This is a genomic window from Paraburkholderia sp. JPY419 (assembly GCF_050435705.1).
Taxonomy (GTDB): Bacteria; Pseudomonadota; Gammaproteobacteria; order Burkholderiales; family Burkholderiaceae; genus Paraburkholderia; species Paraburkholderia youngii.
On record NZ_JBNDKV010000002.1, the window covers coordinates 1542616 to 1561918 of the forward strand.

At 64.1% G+C, this 19303-nt stretch carries 16 protein-coding genes and 1 pseudogene; 10 read left to right on the top strand and 7 right to left on the bottom strand.

Annotated features, from left to right (window positions below):
• Positions 1 to 9: 9 nt before the first annotated feature.
• On the bottom strand, positions 10 to 540 hold the full coding sequence (locus QFZ91_RS13175) for a single-stranded DNA-binding protein (protein WP_176382497.1): 531 nt from the start codon (positions 538 to 540) through the stop codon (positions 10 to 12).
• Between the two features lie 146 nt (positions 541 to 686).
• A complete protein-coding gene (locus QFZ91_RS13180; protein WP_429567493.1) occupies positions 687 to 1874 on the bottom strand; it encodes an MFS transporter in 1188 nt (395 codons plus the stop codon).
• A 309-nt stretch (positions 1875 to 2183) separates the two neighbouring features.
• Between QFZ91_RS13180 and uvrA the strand changes: the two genes are divergently transcribed.
• The 3 genes and pseudogenes from uvrA (at position 2184) to QFZ91_RS13195 (ending at position 7656) form a co-directional block, all read left to right on the top strand.
• Complete coding sequence (uvrA, locus tag QFZ91_RS13185) at positions 2184 to 5057, top strand: excinuclease ABC subunit UvrA (protein ID WP_176109606.1); 2874 nt, start codon at positions 2184 to 2186, stop codon at positions 5055 to 5057.
• 35 nt (positions 5058 to 5092) lie between these two features.
• Positions 5093 to 6178 carry an AI-2E family transporter gene (locus tag QFZ91_RS13190; RefSeq protein WP_429567494.1) on the top strand — a complete coding sequence of 362 codons (1086 nt, stop codon included), beginning with the start codon at positions 5093 to 5095 and terminating at the stop codon, positions 6176 to 6178.
• 265 nt (positions 6179 to 6443) lie between these two features.
• Positions 6444 to 7656: pseudogene (locus QFZ91_RS13195) on the top strand (PepSY-associated TM helix domain-containing protein).
• Between the two features lie 58 nt (positions 7657 to 7714).
• On the opposite strand, the gene purU reads toward QFZ91_RS13195, so the two are convergent.
• From purU to QFZ91_RS13220, 5 genes are all read right to left on the bottom strand, one after another.
• Positions 7715 to 8584, bottom strand: a complete 870-nt coding sequence (purU, locus tag QFZ91_RS13200) for a formyltetrahydrofolate deformylase (RefSeq protein ID WP_176125056.1) — start codon at positions 8582 to 8584, stop codon at positions 7715 to 7717.
• A gap of 81 nt (positions 8585 to 8665) precedes the next feature.
• Positions 8666 to 9529, bottom strand: a complete 864-nt coding sequence (locus tag QFZ91_RS13205; RefSeq protein WP_429567495.1) for an NUDIX hydrolase — start codon at positions 9527 to 9529, stop codon at positions 8666 to 8668.
• Positions 9530 to 9600: 71 nt separating this feature from the next.
• Positions 9601 to 10215: a LysE family translocator gene (locus QFZ91_RS13210; RefSeq protein WP_176109611.1), complete on the bottom strand. Its 615-nt coding sequence runs from the start codon at positions 10213 to 10215 to the stop codon at positions 9601 to 9603.
• A 159-nt stretch (positions 10216 to 10374) separates the two neighbouring features.
• The gene (locus QFZ91_RS13215) at positions 10375 to 10941 is read right to left on the bottom strand and encodes an adenine phosphoribosyltransferase (RefSeq protein ID WP_368715266.1); all 567 of its coding nucleotides are present in this window, start codon (positions 10939 to 10941) and stop codon (positions 10375 to 10377) included.
• An 81-nt stretch (positions 10942 to 11022) separates the two neighbouring features.
• Positions 11023 to 13020: a cation:proton antiporter gene (locus QFZ91_RS13220; protein ID WP_429568634.1), complete on the bottom strand. Its 1998-nt coding sequence runs from the start codon at positions 13018 to 13020 to the stop codon at positions 11023 to 11025.
• A gap of 205 nt (positions 13021 to 13225) precedes the next feature.
• Between QFZ91_RS13220 and kdsD the strand changes: the two genes are divergently transcribed.
• The 7 genes from kdsD to hpf all read left to right on the top strand — a co-directional run bounded on the left by kdsD (position 13226) and on the right by hpf (position 19095).
• Positions 13226 to 14209 carry an arabinose 5-phosphate isomerase KdsD gene (kdsD, locus tag QFZ91_RS13225; protein ID WP_429567496.1) on the top strand — a complete coding sequence of 328 codons (984 nt, stop codon included), beginning with the start codon at positions 13226 to 13228 and terminating at the stop codon, positions 14207 to 14209.
• Positions 14209 to 14769, top strand: coding sequence for a KdsC family phosphatase (locus tag QFZ91_RS13230; RefSeq protein WP_429567497.1), 561 nt, complete (start codon positions 14209 to 14211; stop codon positions 14767 to 14769). The genes kdsD and QFZ91_RS13230 overlap by 1 nt, the downstream gene beginning before the upstream one ends.
• On the top strand, positions 14766 to 15353 hold the full coding sequence (lptC, locus tag QFZ91_RS13235; RefSeq protein WP_368594766.1) for an LPS export ABC transporter periplasmic protein LptC: 588 nt from the start codon (positions 14766 to 14768) through the stop codon (positions 15351 to 15353). Before QFZ91_RS13230 ends, lptC begins: the two co-directional genes overlap by 4 nt.
• A 39-nt stretch (positions 15354 to 15392) precedes the next feature.
• Positions 15393 to 16064: a lipopolysaccharide transport periplasmic protein LptA gene (gene lptA, locus QFZ91_RS13240; RefSeq protein WP_429567498.1), complete on the top strand. Its 672-nt coding sequence runs from the start codon at positions 15393 to 15395 to the stop codon at positions 16062 to 16064.
• Positions 16065 to 16081: 17 nt separating this feature from the next.
• The gene (lptB, locus tag QFZ91_RS13245) at positions 16082 to 16858 is read left to right on the top strand and encodes an LPS export ABC transporter ATP-binding protein (protein ID WP_176382530.1); all 777 of its coding nucleotides are present in this window, start codon (positions 16082 to 16084) and stop codon (positions 16856 to 16858) included.
• A gap of 192 nt (positions 16859 to 17050) precedes the next feature.
• Complete coding sequence (locus tag QFZ91_RS13250) at positions 17051 to 18568, top strand: RNA polymerase factor sigma-54 (RefSeq protein WP_176110653.1); 1518 nt, start codon at positions 17051 to 17053, stop codon at positions 18566 to 18568.
• A 170-nt stretch (positions 18569 to 18738) separates the two neighbouring features.
• Complete coding sequence (gene hpf / locus QFZ91_RS13255) at positions 18739 to 19095, top strand: ribosome hibernation-promoting factor, HPF/YfiA family (RefSeq protein WP_008921708.1); 357 nt, start codon at positions 18739 to 18741, stop codon at positions 19093 to 19095.
• Positions 19096 to 19303 lie beyond the last annotated feature (208 nt).

Below are 19303 nucleotides of genomic sequence, written 5' to 3' on the forward strand. Positions count from 1 at the left end.
CCGGAACGATCAGAACGGGATATCGTCGTCCATCTCGTCGAAGCCGCCGCCAGCCGGCGCGCTCGGACGGCTCGCGCCGCCACCGCCACTGCCGCCACGCGAGCCGCCGCCCGACGACATGCCGCGACCACCACCGCCGCCGCTACGCTCCGACGACTCGCCACGGCTATAACCGCCTTCGTCGCCGCCACCCATCGAAGCGCCGCCTCGGCCGCCGAGCATTTGCATTTGTTCCGCGACGATCTCGGTCGAGTAACGATCGGTGCCGTCCTGAGCTTGCCACTTGCGCGTGCGGATGCGTCCTTCAAGGTACACCGACGAGCCCTTCTTCAGATATTCCGCCACGATTTCCGCCAGGCGGCCGAAGAACGCGACGCGGTGCCACTCGGTGGCTTCCTTCATCTCGCCCGACGCTTTGTCCTTGTAGCGGTCCGTCGTCGCAAGGCGGATGTTCGCCACTGCGTCGCCGCTCGGAAGATAGCGGACCTCCGGATCGGCGCCGAGGTTGCCGACCAGAATGACCTTGTTCACGGATGCCATGAATTTCTCCTGTTGATTCCTGTTGCAGGCGGCGCGGCACTACGCGGTTCACGTCTCATGGCCGGCCGGCCCGAGACCAGAAGAGCGCCTCTGCCCGCCACCGGGTGAGTTCTGGATGATTCGGGAAGTGACCCGAGTACGCTGCGTTATGCCTTGCGCGGCGGCTGTTTCATCTTTGCGGCGATTATAAGCCAGCAAAATACCAGCCCGGAGCAGGCGAAGAAAACCGCGCTCTGGCCGTTCATCTTCAGCAGCCAGCCGCCGACCATCCCGCCCAGCGCAAGACCGATCGACTGCGTGGTGTTGTACACGCCGGCCGCGGCTCCCTTGCGGGTACCGGGCGCTAGCTTCGACACCAGCGAAGGCTGCGACGCTTCGAGAATATTGAAGCCGAGAAAGTACACGAACAGGATCGCCGCCACACTCAGAATCGTATGCGGAGCAACGCCCAATAACAACTGGCCGATCAGGATAAGGGCGATCGCCGACAACAGTACGATCTTCATCTTGCCGCGCTTCTCGGCGGCGATGATCGCCGGCACCATCATCACGAACGACAGCCCCATTACCGGCAGATACACCTTCCAGTGTGACGCGACCGGCAGCCCGCCCGCTTCGAGAATGCGCGGCACGACGAGGAACAGCGCGGTTTGCGTCGCGTGCAGCACGAGCACGCCGAAATTCAAGCGCAGCAGCTCGACGTTGTGCAGCACTTCGGCGAACGGCGCGCGCACGTGCACCGGCTTCGGCGCATCGGGCACGACCCACACCACCACACCGATCGCGAGAATCGCGAACACGCCGACCAGCGTGAAGAGCCCGCTCATGCCGAGCCAGTGGAACACGATCGGCGCGCCCACGATCGCGACCGCGAACGACACGCCGATGCTGCCGCCGACCATCGCCATCGCCTTGGTGCGATGCTCCTCCGCGGTCAGATCGGCGATGAACGCGATCACCGCCGACGACACCGCCCCCATCCCCTGAATCACCCGGCCGACGATGATCCACGTCATGTCGTGCGCGGCCGCCGCGACGAAGCTGCCGATCGCGAAGATCAGCAGACCCGTCGCGATCACCGGCTTGCGGCCGACCTTGTCGGAGATCCAGCCGTAGAAGATGTAGAGCATCGACTGCGTGACGCCGTACGCGCCGAGCGCGATGCCGACGAGCAGCACGTTCTCGCCACCGGGGATGGTCTTCGCGTAGATCGAGAACACCGGCATGATCATGAAGAGACCCAGCATGCGCAGCGCGAAGATGGCGGCAAGCGACACGGTCGCGCGCAATTCGGGCGCGCTCATGCGTGTGGAGATGGCGGACGGATTGGACATCGAAGCGTTGTTTGAATGAACCGGGCGGCGAGCCCGTGGGGACAGCCTTGAGCGCCGGCACAGTGGAGCAGGACGAACAGGCGGGCGGCTAGCCCTAGCATATCGGCAGGTCCGCGCCGAAGAGACATCGCAATGCGCAAAGCCCGTGCCCTACCGTCCCCGCCGACGCTCGCGGCATCTTGTACTCACGGAAAACGGCCCCAGCTACGCCTCTTTCCCGCTGTCAGCACGCCGTAACGGCGGTCTGGAAAAGTCGTTATAGTAGCAGGTTTGGCCTCTTTCCCTTTCCGCAGTTCATGGAATAAATCCGTGGAACAAATCCGTATTCGTGGGGCTCGCACCCACAACCTGAAGAACGTCAATCTCGACCTACCGCGTCACAAGCTCGTCGTTATCACGGGGCTTTCGGGCTCCGGCAAATCGTCGCTGGCGTTCGATACGCTGTATGCGGAAGGACAGCGGCGCTACGTCGAAAGTCTGTCCGCCTATGCACGGCAGTTCCTGCAACTGATGGAAAAGCCCGACGTCGACCTGATCGAAGGGTTGTCGCCGGCTATCTCGATCGAACAGAAGGCGACCTCCCACAATCCGCGTTCGACGGTCGGCACCGTCACCGAAATCCACGATTATCTGCGTCTGCTGTTCGCCCGCGTCGGCACGCCCTACTGCCCCGATCACGAGATTCCGCTCGAAGCGCAAAGCGTGTCTCAGATGGTCGACGCGGCGCTCGCGCTGCCTGAAGAAACGCGCGTAATGATCCTCGCGCCAGTCGTCAGCGATCGCAAGGGCGAGCACACGGATCTGTTCGAGGACATGCAGGCGCAAGGCTTCGTGCGCTTTCGCGTGCGCTCGGGAGGCGGCACCGCCAACGAAGGCACCGCGAAAATCTACGAAGTCGACTCGCTGCCGAAGCTGAAGAAAAACGACAAGCACACAATCGACGTCGTGATCGACCGTCTGCGCGTGCGTCCCGACATGAAGCAGCGTCTCGCCGAATCGTTCGAAACGGCGCTGCGTCTCGCCGACGGCCGCGCGATCGCGCTCGAAATGGATACGGACAAGGAGCACCTGTTCAGCTCGAAGTTCGCCTGCCCGATCTGCTCGTATTCGTTGCAGGAACTCGAGCCGCGCCTGTTCTCGTTCAACAACCCGATGGGTGCGTGCCCCGAATGCGACGGCCTCGGCCAGATCACGTTCTTCGACCCGAAACGGGTGGTCGCGCATCCGTCGCTGTCCCTCGCGGCGGGCGCGGTGAAGGGCTGGGACCGCCGCAACCAGTTCTACTTCCAGATGCTGCAGAGCCTCGCGGCGTTCTACGACTTCGACATCGACACCGCGTTCGAGGACCTGCCGGAGAAAGTCCGCAAGATCCTGCTGTACGGTTCGGGCAAGCAGGAGATTCCGTTCTCGTACATCAACGAGCGCGGCCGCACGTCGGTGCGCGAGCACGTGTTCGAAGGGATCATCCCGAATCTGGAGCGGCGCTACCGCGAAACCGATTCGTCCGCGGTACGCGAAGAGCTCGCCAAGTATCAGAACAACCAGCCGTGCCCGGCGTGCGCGGGCACGCGGTTGCGCCGCGAGGCGCGCTTCGTGCGCATCGGCGCCGACAGCGACGCGCGCGGCATCTTCGAGATCAGCGGCTGGCCGCTGCGCGATGCGCTCGGCTACTTCCAGACGCTGCGCCTCGAGGGCTCGAAGCGCGAGATCGCCGACAAGGTCGTGAAGGAAATCGTCGCGCGTCTGATGTTCCTGAACAACGTCGGGCTCGATTATCTGTCGCTCGAACGCAGCGCGGAAACGCTGTCGGGCGGCGAAGCGCAGCGTATTCGCCTCGCCTCGCAAATCGGCTCGGGGCTGACCGGCGTGATGTACGTGCTCGATGAACCGTCGATCGGCCTGCATCAGCGCGACAACGACCGCCTGATCTCGACGCTCAAGCATCTGCGCGATCTCGGCAACTCGGTGATCGTCGTCGAGCACGACGAGGACATGATCCGCATGGCCGACTACGTGGTCGACATGGGCCCGGGCGCCGGCGAACACGGCGGCATGGTGATCGCAGAGGGCACGCCCAAAGAGATACAGAAGAACGCGGCGTCGCTGACGGGCCAGTACATGTCGGGCGCGCGCACGATCGAATACCCGGACGAGCGCAAGGAACCCGACGAGCGGCATCTGCGCATCGTCGAGGCGCACGGCAACAATCTGCACAACGTGACACTCGATCTGCCGGTAGGATTGCTGACTTGCGTGACCGGCGTGTCCGGCTCGGGCAAGTCGACGCTGATCAACGACACGCTGTACCAGGCGGTCGCGCATCATCTGTACGGCTCGGCCACGGAGCCGGCGCCGTACGAGTCGATCGAGGGCCTCGAACATTTCGACAAGGTGATCAACGTCGATCAGTCGCCGATCGGCCGCACGCCGCGCTCGAACCCGGCGACCTACACAGGCCTTTTCACGCCGATCCGCGAGTTGTTCGCGGGTGTACCGGCCGCCAAGGAGCGCGGCTACGATCCGGGCCGCTTCTCGTTCAACGTCAAGGGCGGGCGCTGCGAATCGTGCCAGGGCGACGGTGTGCTGAAGGTCGAAATGCACTTCCTGCCCGATGTGTACGTGCCGTGCGACGTGTGCCACGGCAAGCGCTACAACCGCGAAACACTCGACATCCAGTACAAAGGCAGCAACATCAGCGAAGTGCTCGACATGACGGTCGAGCACGCGTATGAGTTCTTCAAGGCCGTGCCGGTCGTCGCGCGCAAGCTGAAAACCTTGCTGGACGTGGGTCTAGGCTATATCCGCCTGGGGCAGTCGGCGACCACGCTATCGGGCGGCGAGGCGCAGCGTGTGAAACTATCGCTGGAACTGAGCAAGCGCGATACCGGTCGCACGCTATACATTCTTGACGAACCGACCACCGGCCTGCACTTTCACGATATCGCGCTGTTGCTGGAAGTCATACACCGGTTACGTGACCAGGGTAATACCGTCGTGATCATCGAACATAATCTCGATGTAATCAAAACCGCGGACTGGGTCATCGATCTTGGCCCCGAAGGCGGCGCCGGCGGCGGGCAGATCATCGCCCAAGGCACGCCTGAGCAGATCGCGAAGTCGAAGGCCAGTTTTACCGGACAATATCTGGCGCCGCTGCTCAAGCGCGCCGCCAGCACAAAATAACGCTGCACTATCGAGGTTTGGAGACGGGATAAGCCATGACCAAGCGTAATCAGGCGCGCGAAGAAGATCGGGTGCAGGACCTGCGCCCGCGCCCGGTCAGGCTGACCAGCGACATGAGTCTGCCGAAGCTGTCGGCGGTCGAGATCGGCAGCTACGTCGTGATGCTGTTCGGCATGTGGGCGGTCATCGAACTGAAGCTGCTCGGCGCGCTGCTCGCCGGGCTGCTGGTGTTTCAGCTCGTGCAAATGATCGCGCCGCGCATCGAGCGCCACATGTCGAGCAGGCGGGCACGCTGGCTCGCAGTGGTGCTCCTGTCGACGGTGATCGTCGGCGCGCTGACGGGGCTCACGCTCGGCATCATCTCGCATTTCGAGAACGACGTGCCCAGCGTGCAGACGCTGCTCGATCAGGCCATGCAACTGATCGACCAGGCGCGCGGCAGGATTCCGCAGTTCGTCGCGAACTATCTGCCGGTCGACACCGAACAGATGAAGACTAAGGCCGCGGAACTGATGCACACGCACGCGAACATGCTGCAGCAAGGCGGCACGACCGCCGCGCGCGCGTTCACTCACGTGCTGATCGGCATGATCATCGGCGCGATCATCGCGGTCGGCGCGCAGAAGCATATGCAGCGGCTGCCGCTGTCCACGGCGTTTGTCACGCGCGTCACGCGTCTTGCCGAAGCGTTTCGCCGCATCGTGTTCGCGCAGGTGAAGATTTCCGCGCTCAACGCGGTATTCACGGCGATCTTCCTGCTCGTGATCCTGCCGACCTTCCACGACCGGCTGCCGCTGTCGAAGACGCTTGTGCTCGTCACCTTCATCGTGGGTCTGCTGCCGGTGATCGGCAATCTGATCTCGAACACGATCATCGTCGCGGTCGCGCTGTCGGTCAGTTTTCCGGCGGCGATCATGTCGCTCGTGTTCCTGATCCTGATTCACAAACTCGAGTACTTCCTGAATGCGCGGATCGTCGGCGGTCAAATCGAGGCGCGCGCGTGGGAACTGCTGATCGCGATGCTGGTGATGGAAGCAGCGTTCGGTATCGCCGGGGTCATTGCGGCGCCGATTTTTTATGCGTACATCAAGCGTGAGCTGATTTATTTGCGGTTGGTGTGAGCGGGGCTGGGTTGGGCTTCAAAGTCAGCGCTCACTAGCGCTCATCGGCCTGCACGCCCGGCAGTCCACGCAGGCGACGGAAGCGAAAGCGGCAGTTCGGCGCCGCTTTTTTTGCTTCCCGCGACGCGGCACCGTCGTCGGCTGCTGACAGGAAACTTGCGGCCGAACGCGCCAACCCCAAAGATGCGAGCAATTCCTATTTACGCCCAGTCCGCATCGTGACGTTTCAGCCGATTCGCCGCCCACGATTCCGCCCGGCTCGCGCATGAGACGCCAGCTTGTCCGCCTGCACCGCTGGTTCGGCGTCGCGACTGCACTGTTTCTGTTCGTCGCGGGACTTACCGGTGCGATCATCGCGTGGGACCACGCGCAGGATGCCGCGCTGAATCCGTCGTTCTACCCGGCTCGCACGGCTGGGCCGACGCTGCCCGGCCTCGAACTGGCGAATCGCGTCGAAGCCGCCGATCCGCGTCTTCGGGTGACCTATCTGCCGCTCGAGGTCGAACCAGGTCACGCGCTGCAAATGATGGTGCTGCCGCGCACCGACCCGGCAACGAAGCAGCCCTATCCGCTCGACTTCAACCAGATCGCCGTTGATCCCGTCACCGGCGAGATCCAGGGACGCCGCGAATGGGGCGCCGTGTCGCTCGCGCGGCTCAACCTGATTCCGTTCATCTACAAGCTGCACTACACGCTGCAACTGCCGTTCACCGGTGGCGTTGACATCGGCGGATCGTCGGCATCGTGTGGCTGTTCGATAGCGTGATTGCACTGTGCCTGTCGTTTCCGAGCCTGAAGGCCTGGCGCAAGTCGTTCGCGTTCCGCCTGAAACGCGGCGGCTATGCGCTGACGTTCGATCTGCACCGCTCCGGAGGCGTATGGATCTGGGGCCTGCTGGCAATCGTCGCGCTGACGTCGATTTCGATGAATCTGTCGTCGCAGGTCGTGCGGACGATCGTGTCACGACTGTCGACATTGACGCCCGATCCGTTCAGCAACCCGAAATCCTGCGCGCACCGCAACCGGGCGATCAGGTGCTGAGCCGCGAGCGCATCGTCGAACTCGCCGGGCAAGCCGGCAAGGAAATGCATGTCGCGGCGCCACCGGGCGGGCTCTACTACGTCGAATTCATGCATGCGTATGGCGTCGGCTTCTACACGGCCGGCAACGACCACGGCGCCGCCGGCCTCGGCAACCCGTGGATGTATTGGGACGCCACCACCGGCCAGCGGCTCGCCACGCGGATTCCCGGTCAGGGCACGGCCGGCGATATCTTCCTGCAGATGCAGTATCCGCTGCACTCGGGGCGCATTCTCGGACTCGGCGGGCGGATTCTGATCAGCGCGGTGGGCGTAGCGGTGGCCGTGCTGAGCGTCACGGGCCTGCTGATCTGGCTGAAGAAGCTGAGCGCGCGCCGCCGTTCCGCGCAAAACGCGAATCTCGGGAAAAGCACGGGCGGCGCGGCAGCGCGTTCATAACGCAAGCGGGGAAAGGACCGCGCCGGCCTCGACCGGCGCGGTGTTAGCGGTGCAATTTTTAGCGGAACACCACCGTCTTGCTGCCGTTCAGCACGACACGATGCTCGACGTGCCACTTCACCGCACGCGCGAGCGTCACGCACTCGACGTCGCGACCGATCGCCGTCAGTTGTTCCGGCGTCATGCTGTGGTCCACACGCTCGACTTCCTGCTCGATGATCGGACCTTCGTCGAGATCGGTCGTCACATAGTGAGCCGTCGCGCCGATCAGCTTCACGCCGCGGTCGAACGCCTGGTAGTACGGCTTCGCGCCCTTGAAGCTCGGCAGGAACGAGTGATGGATGTTGATCGCGCGGCCGGCGAGCGCCTCGCACAGGTTCGGCGACAGAATCTGCATGTAGCGCGCGAGCACCACGAGGTCAGCCTGATGCTCGCTGATCACTTCGAGCACGCGCGCTTCCTGCGCGTTTTTCGCTTCGGGCGTGCCGCCGAGCAGCGGGAAGTGATGGAACGGGATGTCGTAACTCGCGGCGAGCTGGTAGAACTCCTTGTGGTTCGAGATGATCGCCGGAATGTCGATATTCAGCTGACCGGTGCGGTAGCGAAACAGCAGATCGTTCAGGCAGTGGCCGATCTTCGACACCATGATCACGACGCGCGGCTTCACGTTCGCGTCGTGCAGCTCCCAGCTCATGCCGAACTGCTCGGCGAGTGCCACGAACGACGCGCGCAGCGCGTCGAGCCCCGGATCGCCGCCCACCTGTTGAAAATGCACGCGCATGAAGAACTCGCCGGTGCGGCTGTCGCCGAACTGCGCGGAGTCGAGAATATTGCTGCCGCGCTCGAACAAAAAGCCCGACACGGCGTGAACGATGCCGGGCCGGTCGGCGCACGACAGTTTGAGGATAAAGCTGTGATCGGTCGACATGACCTCGGTGACTCCCTTCTTCAATGCGTGGTTTGTTTCAGTGGTACTGGCTGCGGGGCGGGCCCGACCGATGAGCCTCGGTTAGCCCAGCGGCGGCGGCGCGAACAGCGCGTCGATGCCCTCGCACGCGTCCTCGTCGATCCAGCGGCGGCGCAGCAGGCAATCGAGCGTCGCGAGGCTGGCGTCGACGGTTAGCGCGCCTTCCTCGATCCAGCGTGCGACTTCGTCGACGCGCGCGAGCCGGTGTTCGCCCACTTCGCCGTCCTGGTTGCGCGGGGCGAAGTCGGCGGGCAGCGCGAGGTCGTAGATGAAGATCTGCTCGGCCTGCGTGCCTTCCGGCAGCGATTGCAGCACGTGCGCGGTGCGGCCCGCGACCGCGCTCGCCGCGATCTCCGCTGGAATGCCCGCTTCTTCCCAGCACTCCTTGACGATCGTTTCGGCGATACCGAAGCCCCAGCCGATCCCGCCCGCGACGACATTGTCGAGCATGCCGGGGTCGGTGGCCTTCGTGTCGCTGCGGCGCGCGATCCACAATTGCGGCGCGCCACGGGGCGCGCCGCCATCCGCATATTCTACGACGCCGTTCAGATGCACCGCGTACGTCATCGTGCCGAAGAAGCGCGATGCCGCGCGCTCGATATACGCGAGCGGCGGCGCGTCGAACGCATTGCGGATCGCGTAGGTCTCGTTGCGCCAGCCGGGGATGCGGCCATCGGCGGCGAGCGCGCCGATCACGGAAGCGAGCGCCGCGCTGCGCAGATGGACGCTATCAAAGGTGGCGGAGAGCGTCACGCCGTCGTTCGCGATCTCGAACACGTCGGGCCAGCGCGCGAGCAGCGGCACGTCGCGCTCGCGAATCCAGCCGACCTGTTCGGCGCCGATCAGAAACGGCCGATGCGCGTTCGCGTCGAAGCGGCGCGCGGCGGTGATGCAAGGCAAAGTCATCGAAAACTCCAAAACGTCCGCCGTCGTGGCGAACCTGGCAAAGCGGAAGCGGCCGGGTTGCGTGACGCGCGTCAGTCGCGCAGTGCGACGCGAATCCCGATCGCGATGAACGTCGCGCCGGCCACGCGATCGAGCCACAGGCCGACACGCGGCCGCCGTCTGAGCCAGCTGCCGATGATCCCCGCGCACACGCCGAACAGCGAAAACACCACGACGGTCTGCAGCATGAACAGCGCGCCGAGCTCGAGCATCTGCACGGTCACGCTCTGCGCGCCGCCGGGCTGCACGAACTGCGGCAGAAACACGACGAAGAACAGCGTGACCTTCGGATTCATCAGATTGCCGAGCACGCTCTGGCGAAAGACAGCCGAAAGCGGCTGCGGCGCACGCTCGTGCGCGGTCGCGAGCCCCTGGCTGCGCAGCGCCTTGATACCGATCCACACCAGATACGCGGCGCCGGCGAGCTTGATCGCTTCGAACGCGAGCGGCGACGAACGCAGCAGCGCGGCGACGCCGAGCGCCGCGAGCGTCGTATGAAACGTGATGCCGGCGGCAAAGCCGAGCGCGGCGACGAGGCCGGCCGCGCGGCCCTGCGAGATGCCGCGCGCGAGCACCTGCAGATTGTCCGGGCCGGGCGCCACGGTGATCGCAATCGAAGTGGCGAGAAACAGCAGGAAATTGGGCATCGTGGTGGCCTTCTGGGTTGGGCGGCTGCTGAGCCCTGGCGGTGAGCCATGTCGTTGAACCCGGTTGGCCTTGTGCGGCCAATGGAGCCTGTGCGACTTTAACTGCTGGTACGGCGAGAAACCCGACCGTCACGGCGCACGCGGTAACGGCCTCCGGGTTCAGTGACCGCCGAAACTCGTCACTGTATAGAGCGCAAGACCGCCCTCGCACAGCAGCTTCGAACCGCCCAGGTCCGGCAAATCGACGATCGCCGCACCTTCCACGACGACCGCGCCGAGCCGCTCGAGCAGCAGCTTGCCGGCCATCATCGTGCCGCCGGTCGCGATCAGGTCGTCGATGATCACGACGCGATCGCCCGGCTCGCACGCATCCTCGTGAATCTCGACAGTCGCGGTGCCGTATTCCAGTTCGTACGATTGCGAGATCCGCTTGTACGGCAGCTTGCCCGCCTTGCGAATCGGGATGAAGCCAATGCTCAGCTCGTGCGCGACGATCGGCCCGATGATGAAGCCGCGCGCATCGAGCCCGGCGATGTAATCGAGCTTCGCATCGATATAGCGCTGCACGAACAGGTCGATCAGCACGCGCAGCGACTTCGGCTCGCGCAGGAGCGGCGTGATGTCGCGGAACTGCACGCCCGGCTGCGGCCAGTCGGGCACCGTGCGAATGTGACTTCTGAGGTACTCGGCCGCATCGAGCGGCGCGCTCGCGAGCGCGTTGGACATGATGTCTCCGGATGGACCTCGACAGGTCCGGTGAAATGCTTGAATCAGGGCCGCCGGCCAGAACGGGCCAGGTTCACGGGTTCAGGCCGCGGCGGCGCGGCGGTGCTTCGACAGCCGCTCCTCGGCCTGCGCCAGTTGCTCGGGCAGACCGCGCAGCACCACGATGTCGCTCGCGCGCAGTTTCGTCGACGGGTCCGGTTCGACGCCGCGGATGCCGTGCCGGCGGATCGCGGTCACTTCGACACCGAGTTCGTACAGGCCCACCTCGGCGAGCGTACGGCCCACCGCGTCGGAGCTCTCGTCGACCGGCACCGATTGTAGCCGCACCTGCTCGTGACCGTCGTCGTCGTCGATGTCGTCGGCGCCGTGGAAATAGCCGCGCAACAGCGAGTAGCGTTCGTCGCGCATCTCCTCGACGCGCCGCACCACGCGCCGCATCGGCACGCCCATCACGACGAGCGTGTGCGACGCGAGCATCAGGCTGCCCTCGACGATCTCCGGAATCACCTCGGTCGCCCCGGCGGCGAGCAGTTTCTCCAGATCGGCGTCGTCGACGGTACGCACGATGACCGGCAGCGTCGGCTCCATCTCGTGAATGTTGTGCAGCACGCGCAGTGCCGACGGCGTGTTCGCGTAGGTGATCGCGATCGCGGCCGCGCGATGCAGGCCCGCGGCCAGCAGCGACTCGCGCCGCCCCGCGTCGCCGAACACGACCGATTCACCGGCCGCCGCGGCCGCCGCGACACGGTCGGGATCGAGGTCGAGCGCGACATACGAGAGCCCTTCATGCTCGAGCATGCGCGCGAGGTTCTGCCCGGCGCGCCCATAGCCGCAGATGATCACGTGGCCGCTCTGCTTCAGGCTCTGGGTCGCGATGCGTGTCATCTGCAACGACTGCATCATCCATTCGGTCGAAGACAGCCGCAGCACGACGCGGTCCGCGTTCTGGATCATGAACGGCGCGGCGAGCATCGACAGCAGCATCGCGGCGAGAATCGTCTGCAACAGCGTCGCGTCCACCAGATGCCGGTCGAGGATCAGGTTCAGCAGCACGAAGCCGAACTCGCCCGCCTGCGCGAGACCGATACCGGTGCGCATCGCGACGCCCGGCGTCGCGCCGAAAAGCCGCGCAAGGCCGGTAATCATGACCATCTTCAGCAGCACCGGGCCGATGAAAAACGCCAGCACGACGAGCGGATGCTCCCAGATCACGCGCGGATTGAGCAGCATGCCGGTAGTCACGAAGAAGAGCCCGAGCAGCACGTCGCGAAACGGCTTGATGTCCTCTTCCACCTGATGCCGGTACGGCGTCTCGGCGATCAACATGCCGGCAATGAATGCGCCGAGCGCGAGCGACAGCCCGAATTTGTCGGTGATGAACGCGGCGCCGAGCGTCACCAGCAGCAGATTGAGGATGAACAGCTCCTGCGAGCGGCGCCGCGCGACCACGTTGAACCAGCGCGTCATGAAGCGCTGGCCGACGATCAGCAGCAGCGCGAGGGCCACGATGATCTTGATCGCCGCGATGCCGAGCGCGCTGGCCAGATTCTCCGAGCGGCCGCCGAGCGCCGAAATGATGATCAAAAGCGGCACCACCGCGAGATCCTGGAACAGCAGCACGCCGAAGATATTGCGGCCGTGCTCGGTTTCGATCTCGAGCCGCTCCGCCAGCATCTTGCTGACGATCGCGGTCGACGACATCGCCAGCGCGCCGCCCAGCGCGACGCACGCCTGCCACGTGATATGCACCCAGCGCTCGAGCACGAAGCCGAGCGACACCGCCACCGCGACCGTGCCGATCACCTGCAGCAAGCCGAGTCCGAACACGAGCCGGCGCATCGTGCGCAACTTGGCCAGCGAAAACTCCAGCCCGATCGAGAACATCAGGAACACGACGCCGAATTCCGCGAGGTTCTGCGCACCCGCCGAATCGGGAATCAGCCCGAACGCATGCGGCCCGACGACGATGCCGACCGTCAGATAGCCGAGCATCGGCGGCAGATTCAGGAAACGAAAGATCACCACGCCCGCCACCGATGCCAGCAGCAGAAACAGCGTCATCTCGAGCGGGGAAATCATCGGCAAAAACGCATGGGTGAAGCGTCCTCGTTCGTCAGCGGAACCGCGCACGAGAACGCCGTGCGACATGATGGATGGGGCCGGCAAAAAGCTGCTAAAGAGCGGCAAAGCAGCTGCAAATGAGACTATCGACAGGCCGACGAAGACAGCGGCCCGGCACAGCAGGCCCGGCGCGGCGAACAGGCGCCTTTGCTATACTCCGCGCATGATAGCGAAAATCAATGGCGACAGGGCACTCACGCTTGCTCGCGACGTACTCGACATCGAAGCGGACGCCGTGCGCGCGCTTCGCGACCAGATCGACGGCAGTTTTGTCGGCGCGGTCGATTTCATCCTGGGTTGCCGTGGGCGCGTGGTCGTCTCCGGCATCGGCAAATCAGGCCACATAGCCCGCAAGCTGGCGGCCACGCTGGCAAGCACCGGCACACCCGCGTTCTTCGTGCATCCGGCCGAAGCCAGTCACGGCGACCTCGGCATGGTCACCGCCGACGACGTCTTCCTCGCGCTGTCCAATTCTGGCGAAACCGAAGAGTTGATGGCGATCCTGCCGCTCATCAAGCGGATCGGCGCGAAGCTGATCGCGATGACGGGCCGCCCCGGCTCCAGCCTCGCGCAACTCGCGGACGTGCATCTGAATTCCGGCGTCGCGAAGGAAGCCTGTCCGATGAATCTCGCGCCCACCGCCAGCACCACCGCCGCGCTCGCACTCGGCGATGCGCTCGCTGTCGCGGTGCTCGACGCGCGCGGCTTCGGCCGCGACGACTTTGCGCGCTCGCATCCGGGCGGCGCGCTCGGCCGACGCTTGCTCACCTACGTGCGCGACGTCATGCGCACCGGCGACCAGTTGCCGCAGGTCAAACCCGAGGCAACCGTCAGCGATGCCCTCTTCCAACTGACCGCAAAACGCATGGGCATGACCTCGGTTGTCGACCATGAAGGCCGTGTGACGGGCATCTTCACGGATGGCGACCTGCGCCGCGTGCTCGAACGCGACGGCGATTTTCGCCAGTTGCCGATCGGTTCGGTGATGACCGCGAGCCCGCGCACGATCGGGCCGGATCAACTCGCGGTCGAAGCGGTGGAACTGATGGAGCGCTATCGCATCAATCAGATGCTGGTCGTCGACGAATCGGGCAAGCTAATCGGCGCGCTCAACATGCACGACCTGTTTTCGAAGAAGGTGATCTGATGGCAGTTGGTCCCCCTACCGCTACCGAACGCGCAAGCCGCGTGAAGCTGATGATTTTCGACGTCGACGGCGTACTGACCGACGGCGGCCTGCTGTTCACGGCGGAAGGCGACACGATGAAAGGCTTCAACTCGATGGACGGTCACGGCATGAAGCTGCTGCGCCAGGCCGGCATCGAAACGGCCATCATCACCGGGCGCCAGTCCGGCATCGTGGCGGCGCGGGCGAAAGAATTGAACATCACGCACGTCTACCAGGGCGTGCAGGACAAGCCGCAGGCGTTCGCCGACCTGCTGCGGCAAACCGGCCTCACCGCCGAGGAATGCGGCTACATGGGCGACGACTGGGTCGATCTCGCGGTAATGCTGCGCGTCGGCTTCGCGGCTGCGCCGGCCAATTCGCATCCCGAAGTGATCGCGCGTGCGCACTGGGTCAGCGAGGCGCGCGGCGGCCACGGCGCGGCACGCGAAGTGGTCGATACGCTGCTGCGCGCGCAGCACAAATATGAAGCACTGCTTGCGGCGGCGTGCAGCGGCGAGCAACGGGGCCTCGTTGGATGAACCAGTTTCGCCTGACTTCGCTGATCCCGCTCATCGCGATGGCGGCGCTCGCCGGCATCACGTGGTGGCTGCTGCAAGCCACGTTGCCGAGCAAGACCGACAACGAGGTGCGCCCGAAAGAGCACACGCCGGACTACTTCGCGGACAACTTCTCGGTGTCCGAGCTCGACCAGTCTGGCGCGACGCAGTACCGGCTGACCGCGCAGTCGCTGATCCATTACGAGGACGACGAAATGAGCGACCTCGTCAAACCGGCGATGCGCGCGTTCCAGCCCGGCAAACCGATCGTCACCGCGACCGGCGATACCGGCACGGTCAACGCGGATGCGTCGATCGTCAATCTGTACCAGAACGCCCGCATTCTGCGCGCGCCCGGCGGCGGCGATCCGCAGATGCAGGCTGATTCCGAGCATTTCAGGGTCCTCGTCAACGACGATGTGATCGAGACTGAAAAGCCAGTTAAACTTCAGCGCGGCATGTCGGTGATGACTGCCAGCGGCATGAAATACAACAATGTCACCCGGTTTATGCAATTGTTCGGCAATGTAAGAGGCGCAATCGCCGCGTCCGATTCCGGCCACTAAGCCAACGCATACCGGGTAATCCATTCCAGGCGTGACTGCATGAACGAATCGCTCCCCCGTTTTCATACCGGCCGTTCGCGCGCGCTGTCCGCGTGCCGCGCCGCACTCGCTGCGCTCGTCGTCGCGTTGCCGCTTGTCGGCTTCGCGCCGCTCGCGCACGCGGACCGCGCCGACAAGGACAAGCCGCTGAACATCGAAGCTGACAACATGACTTACGACGACCTGCGGCAGGTCAGCATCTTTACCGGCCACGTGGTGGCGACCAAAGGGACGATCCTGATCAAGGCCGATCGCGTCGAAGTGTCGCAAGATCCGCAGGGCTACCAGTTCGCGACCGGCACCTCGAGCGGCAACAATCTGTCGTATTTCCGCCAGAAGCGCGAAGGGCTCGATGAATACATCGAGGGTACGGCCATCCGTATCGATTACGACGGCAAGCAGGATCTGACCACGCTGACCACCAACGCGACGGTGCGCCGCCTGCAGAGCATGACGACGCTGCTCGACCAGGTGCACGGCAGCGTGATCACCTACGACGGCCAGAACGACTTCTACACCGCCAAGGCGGGCAAGGACGTCGCCGGTCCGGGCAATCCCACCGGCCGCGTGCGCGCAATGCTGTCGCCGCGCAATGCGGGCGCCGCGCCGCTGACCGGCGCGTCGGCCACGCTCACGCCGTCCAACTCGATCCAGGGAGCGCCGAACCAGTGAGCACCATCAGCAGCACCATCGCGCCCCTCCCCCATCGCAAGCCGGCCGGCACCAGTAGTTCGCTGGCCGTGCGCAATTTGAAGAAGCGCTATGGCTCGCGCACGGTCGTCAAGGACGTGTCGCTCGACGTGAAAAGCGGCGAAGTGGTCGGCCTGCTCGGCCCCAACGGTGCCGGCAAGACCACGTCGTTCTACATGATCGTCGGCCTCGTGCCGCTCGACGCCGGCGAAATCGATCTGGATGGCAAGTCGATCAGCCTTCTGCCCATTCACAAGCGCGCTTCGCTCGGCCTGTCGTATCTGCCGCAGGAAGCGTCGGTGTTCCGCAAGTTGACCGTCGAGCAGAATATTCGCGCGGTGCTGGAACTGCAGCATGACGAAAACGGCAAGCGCCTCGGCAAAGACGCGATCACGTCGCGCACCGAAGCGCTGCTCGACGAGCTTCAGATCGCGCATCTGCGTGAAAATCCGGCGCTGTCGCTGTCGGGCGGCGAGCGTCGTCGGGTTGAAATTGCGCGCGCGCTGGCAACCAATCCGAGCTTCATCCTGCTCGACGAACCGTTCGCCGGCGTCGACCCGATCGCGGTGCTGGAAATCCAGAAAATCGTCAAGTTCTTGAAGCAGCGCAATATCGGCGTCCTGATTACCGACCACAACGTACGCGAAACGCTAGGTATCTGCGATCACGCGTACATCATCAGCGACGGCAGCGTGCTGGCCGCCGGCGCGCCTAGCGACATCATCGAAAACGAAAGCGTGCGGCGCGTCTATTTGGGCGAGCACTTCCGCATGTAAGCACACACGGCGTCCCCGGCCACGCGAGCGCGCGCGGCCGGCCGCGGCGCCAATTTTGCGGCACCCGCACATTCGTTGTCAGACGGCGCAGGCTGGCGCCGGGCGGTGCGCCATTTCGGCGTACCCAAAAATTGCGTGTGCCGCAAGGTATCGCGGTCGTGGCAAACTCTCTACAATGAATCTCAACTTGCCATGAAAGCCAGCCTCCAACTCCGCCTATCGCAGCATCTTGCGCTGACGCCGCAACTGCAACAGTCCATCCGGCTGCTGCAGTTGTCGACGCTCGAATTGCAGCAGGAAGTCGCCATGGCGATCTCGCAGAATCCACTCCTCGAAAACGAAGACGAGTGGATTGCGAGCCCGTTGCGGGTTGCGGCCGACGGTTCCGTGATCGCCCAGACACCGGGCTCCTCGGCGCCGGCCGACCCGATGGCCGGAAACGGTTCGGCATCGTCCGAGGGCAGCGGCGAGCGAGCCGAAAGCGGCGAACCGCAGGGTGTCGATGAATACAACGGCCTTTCGGGCGACGGCGGCGGCGACACGTCACAGTGGAACCTCGACGACTACGGCCGCTCCGGCAACGCGTCCGACGACGACGACCTGCCCCCGCTGCAAATCCACGAATCGAGCACATCGCTGCGCGACCACCTGATGGCGCAACTACGTGTCACCCAGGCGAGCCAGCGCGACCGCGCGCTCATCACGTTCCTGATCGAATCGCTCGACGACGACGGCTATCTCGCCGCCACGCTCGAAGAAGTGCTGGCCGACCTGCCCGAAGAACTCGAAGTCGATGTCGACGAACTGAACGCCGCGCTTGCGCTGCTGCATAGCTTCGACCCTCCCGGCGTCGGCGCGCGGTCCGCGTCCGAATGTCTGAAGCTGCAGTTGCTGCGGCTCGAGCCATCGCCAACGCGCACGCTTGCGCTAGACATTGTCGGCCATTACCTGGAGTTGCTCGCCGCGCGCGATTTCACGCGGCTGCGCAAGCACCTGAAGGCCAGCGACGACGATCTGCGCGACGCGCATGTGCTGATCCGCTCGCTCGAACCATTTCCGGGCGCCGCCTACGGCAAGGCCGAAGCGGACTACGTTGTGCCCGACATCATGGTGCGCAAAACGGCACAGGGCTGGCAGGCGGAGCTGAATCCCGAGGTCGTGCCGAAGCTGCGGATTAACCACCTGTACGCCAATATTCTGCGCAATAACCGCGGCGATCCGGGCAGTGGTTCGTTGCGCCAGCAACTGCAGGAAGCACGCTGGCTGATCAAAAATATCCAGCAGCGTTTCGAGACGATCCTGCGTGTCGCGCAGGCAATTGTCGAGCGTCAGAAGAGCTTTTTTGTGCACGGCGAAATCGCCATGCGCCCCTTGGTTTTGCGGGAAATAGCTGATACGCTGGGCCTACACGAGTCGACTGTCTCGCGTGTGACAACCGGTAAATACATGCTTACCCCTTTCGGGACGCTGGAATTCAAGTACTTTTTCGGCTCGCACGTTTCGACGGACACCGGCGGCGCGGCCTCCTCCACGGCCATTCGCGCGCTGATCAAACAACTGATAGGAGCGGAAAACCCGAAATCGCCACTTTCAGACAGTCGCATAGCCGAACTGCTGGCGGAACAGGGCTTCGTGGTCGCACGTCGTACCGTTGCGAAATACCGTGAGGCGCTCAAAATCCCGGCAGTCAACCTGCGCAAGTCTCTGTAGCTCGCCGCGTTTTGCAGCGGGCATTTACCGGCCGCTCCGCACCTGGCGGACAGGCCGGCCGCTGCGACCTGCCAGATGTCCGTCACCGGGGGGCGACATAGGCAAGCCGTCAGATCGACCGGACCTTTGTCATTGTGCGGACCAAGCGGCCATTAGCTTGGAGAAGCACTATGAATCTCAAGATCAGTGGACACCACCTCGAAGTAACGCCTGCGTTGCGCGAATACGTGATCACCAAACTGGACAGGGTGCTAAGACATTTCGATCAGGTCATCGACGGCAGTGTGGTCCTCTCGGTCGACAACCATAAGGAAAAGGAGAAGCGTCAAAAGGTGGAAATCAACCTCCACCTGAAGGGCAAGGATATTTTCGTCGAGAGTTGTGACAGTGATTTGTACGCTGCGATCGATCTGATGATCGACAAGCTCGACAGACAGGTGATACGCCACAAGGATCGTCTGCAAGGCCATCAGCACGAAGCGATCAAGTATCAGCCGGCGCCGCAACTGGACGTGCCGCCGCAATAGGACAAACTCGAGGGAATTGCTGATTTCTCTGGGACTCGTCAAGCCGCCCGCAACTGGGCGGTTTTTCGTTTCAGCGCCCGGCGCGCGCTCTGCGCCGGTGCGCCCTCGCCGAGGCCAGGCTCAATCATTCGCGCAGACGTTTGCGCAGCGCGACATATTCCGCGCCGCAAGCGGTGAAAAACCGGATATGCATAGATGGCGCGCCGCA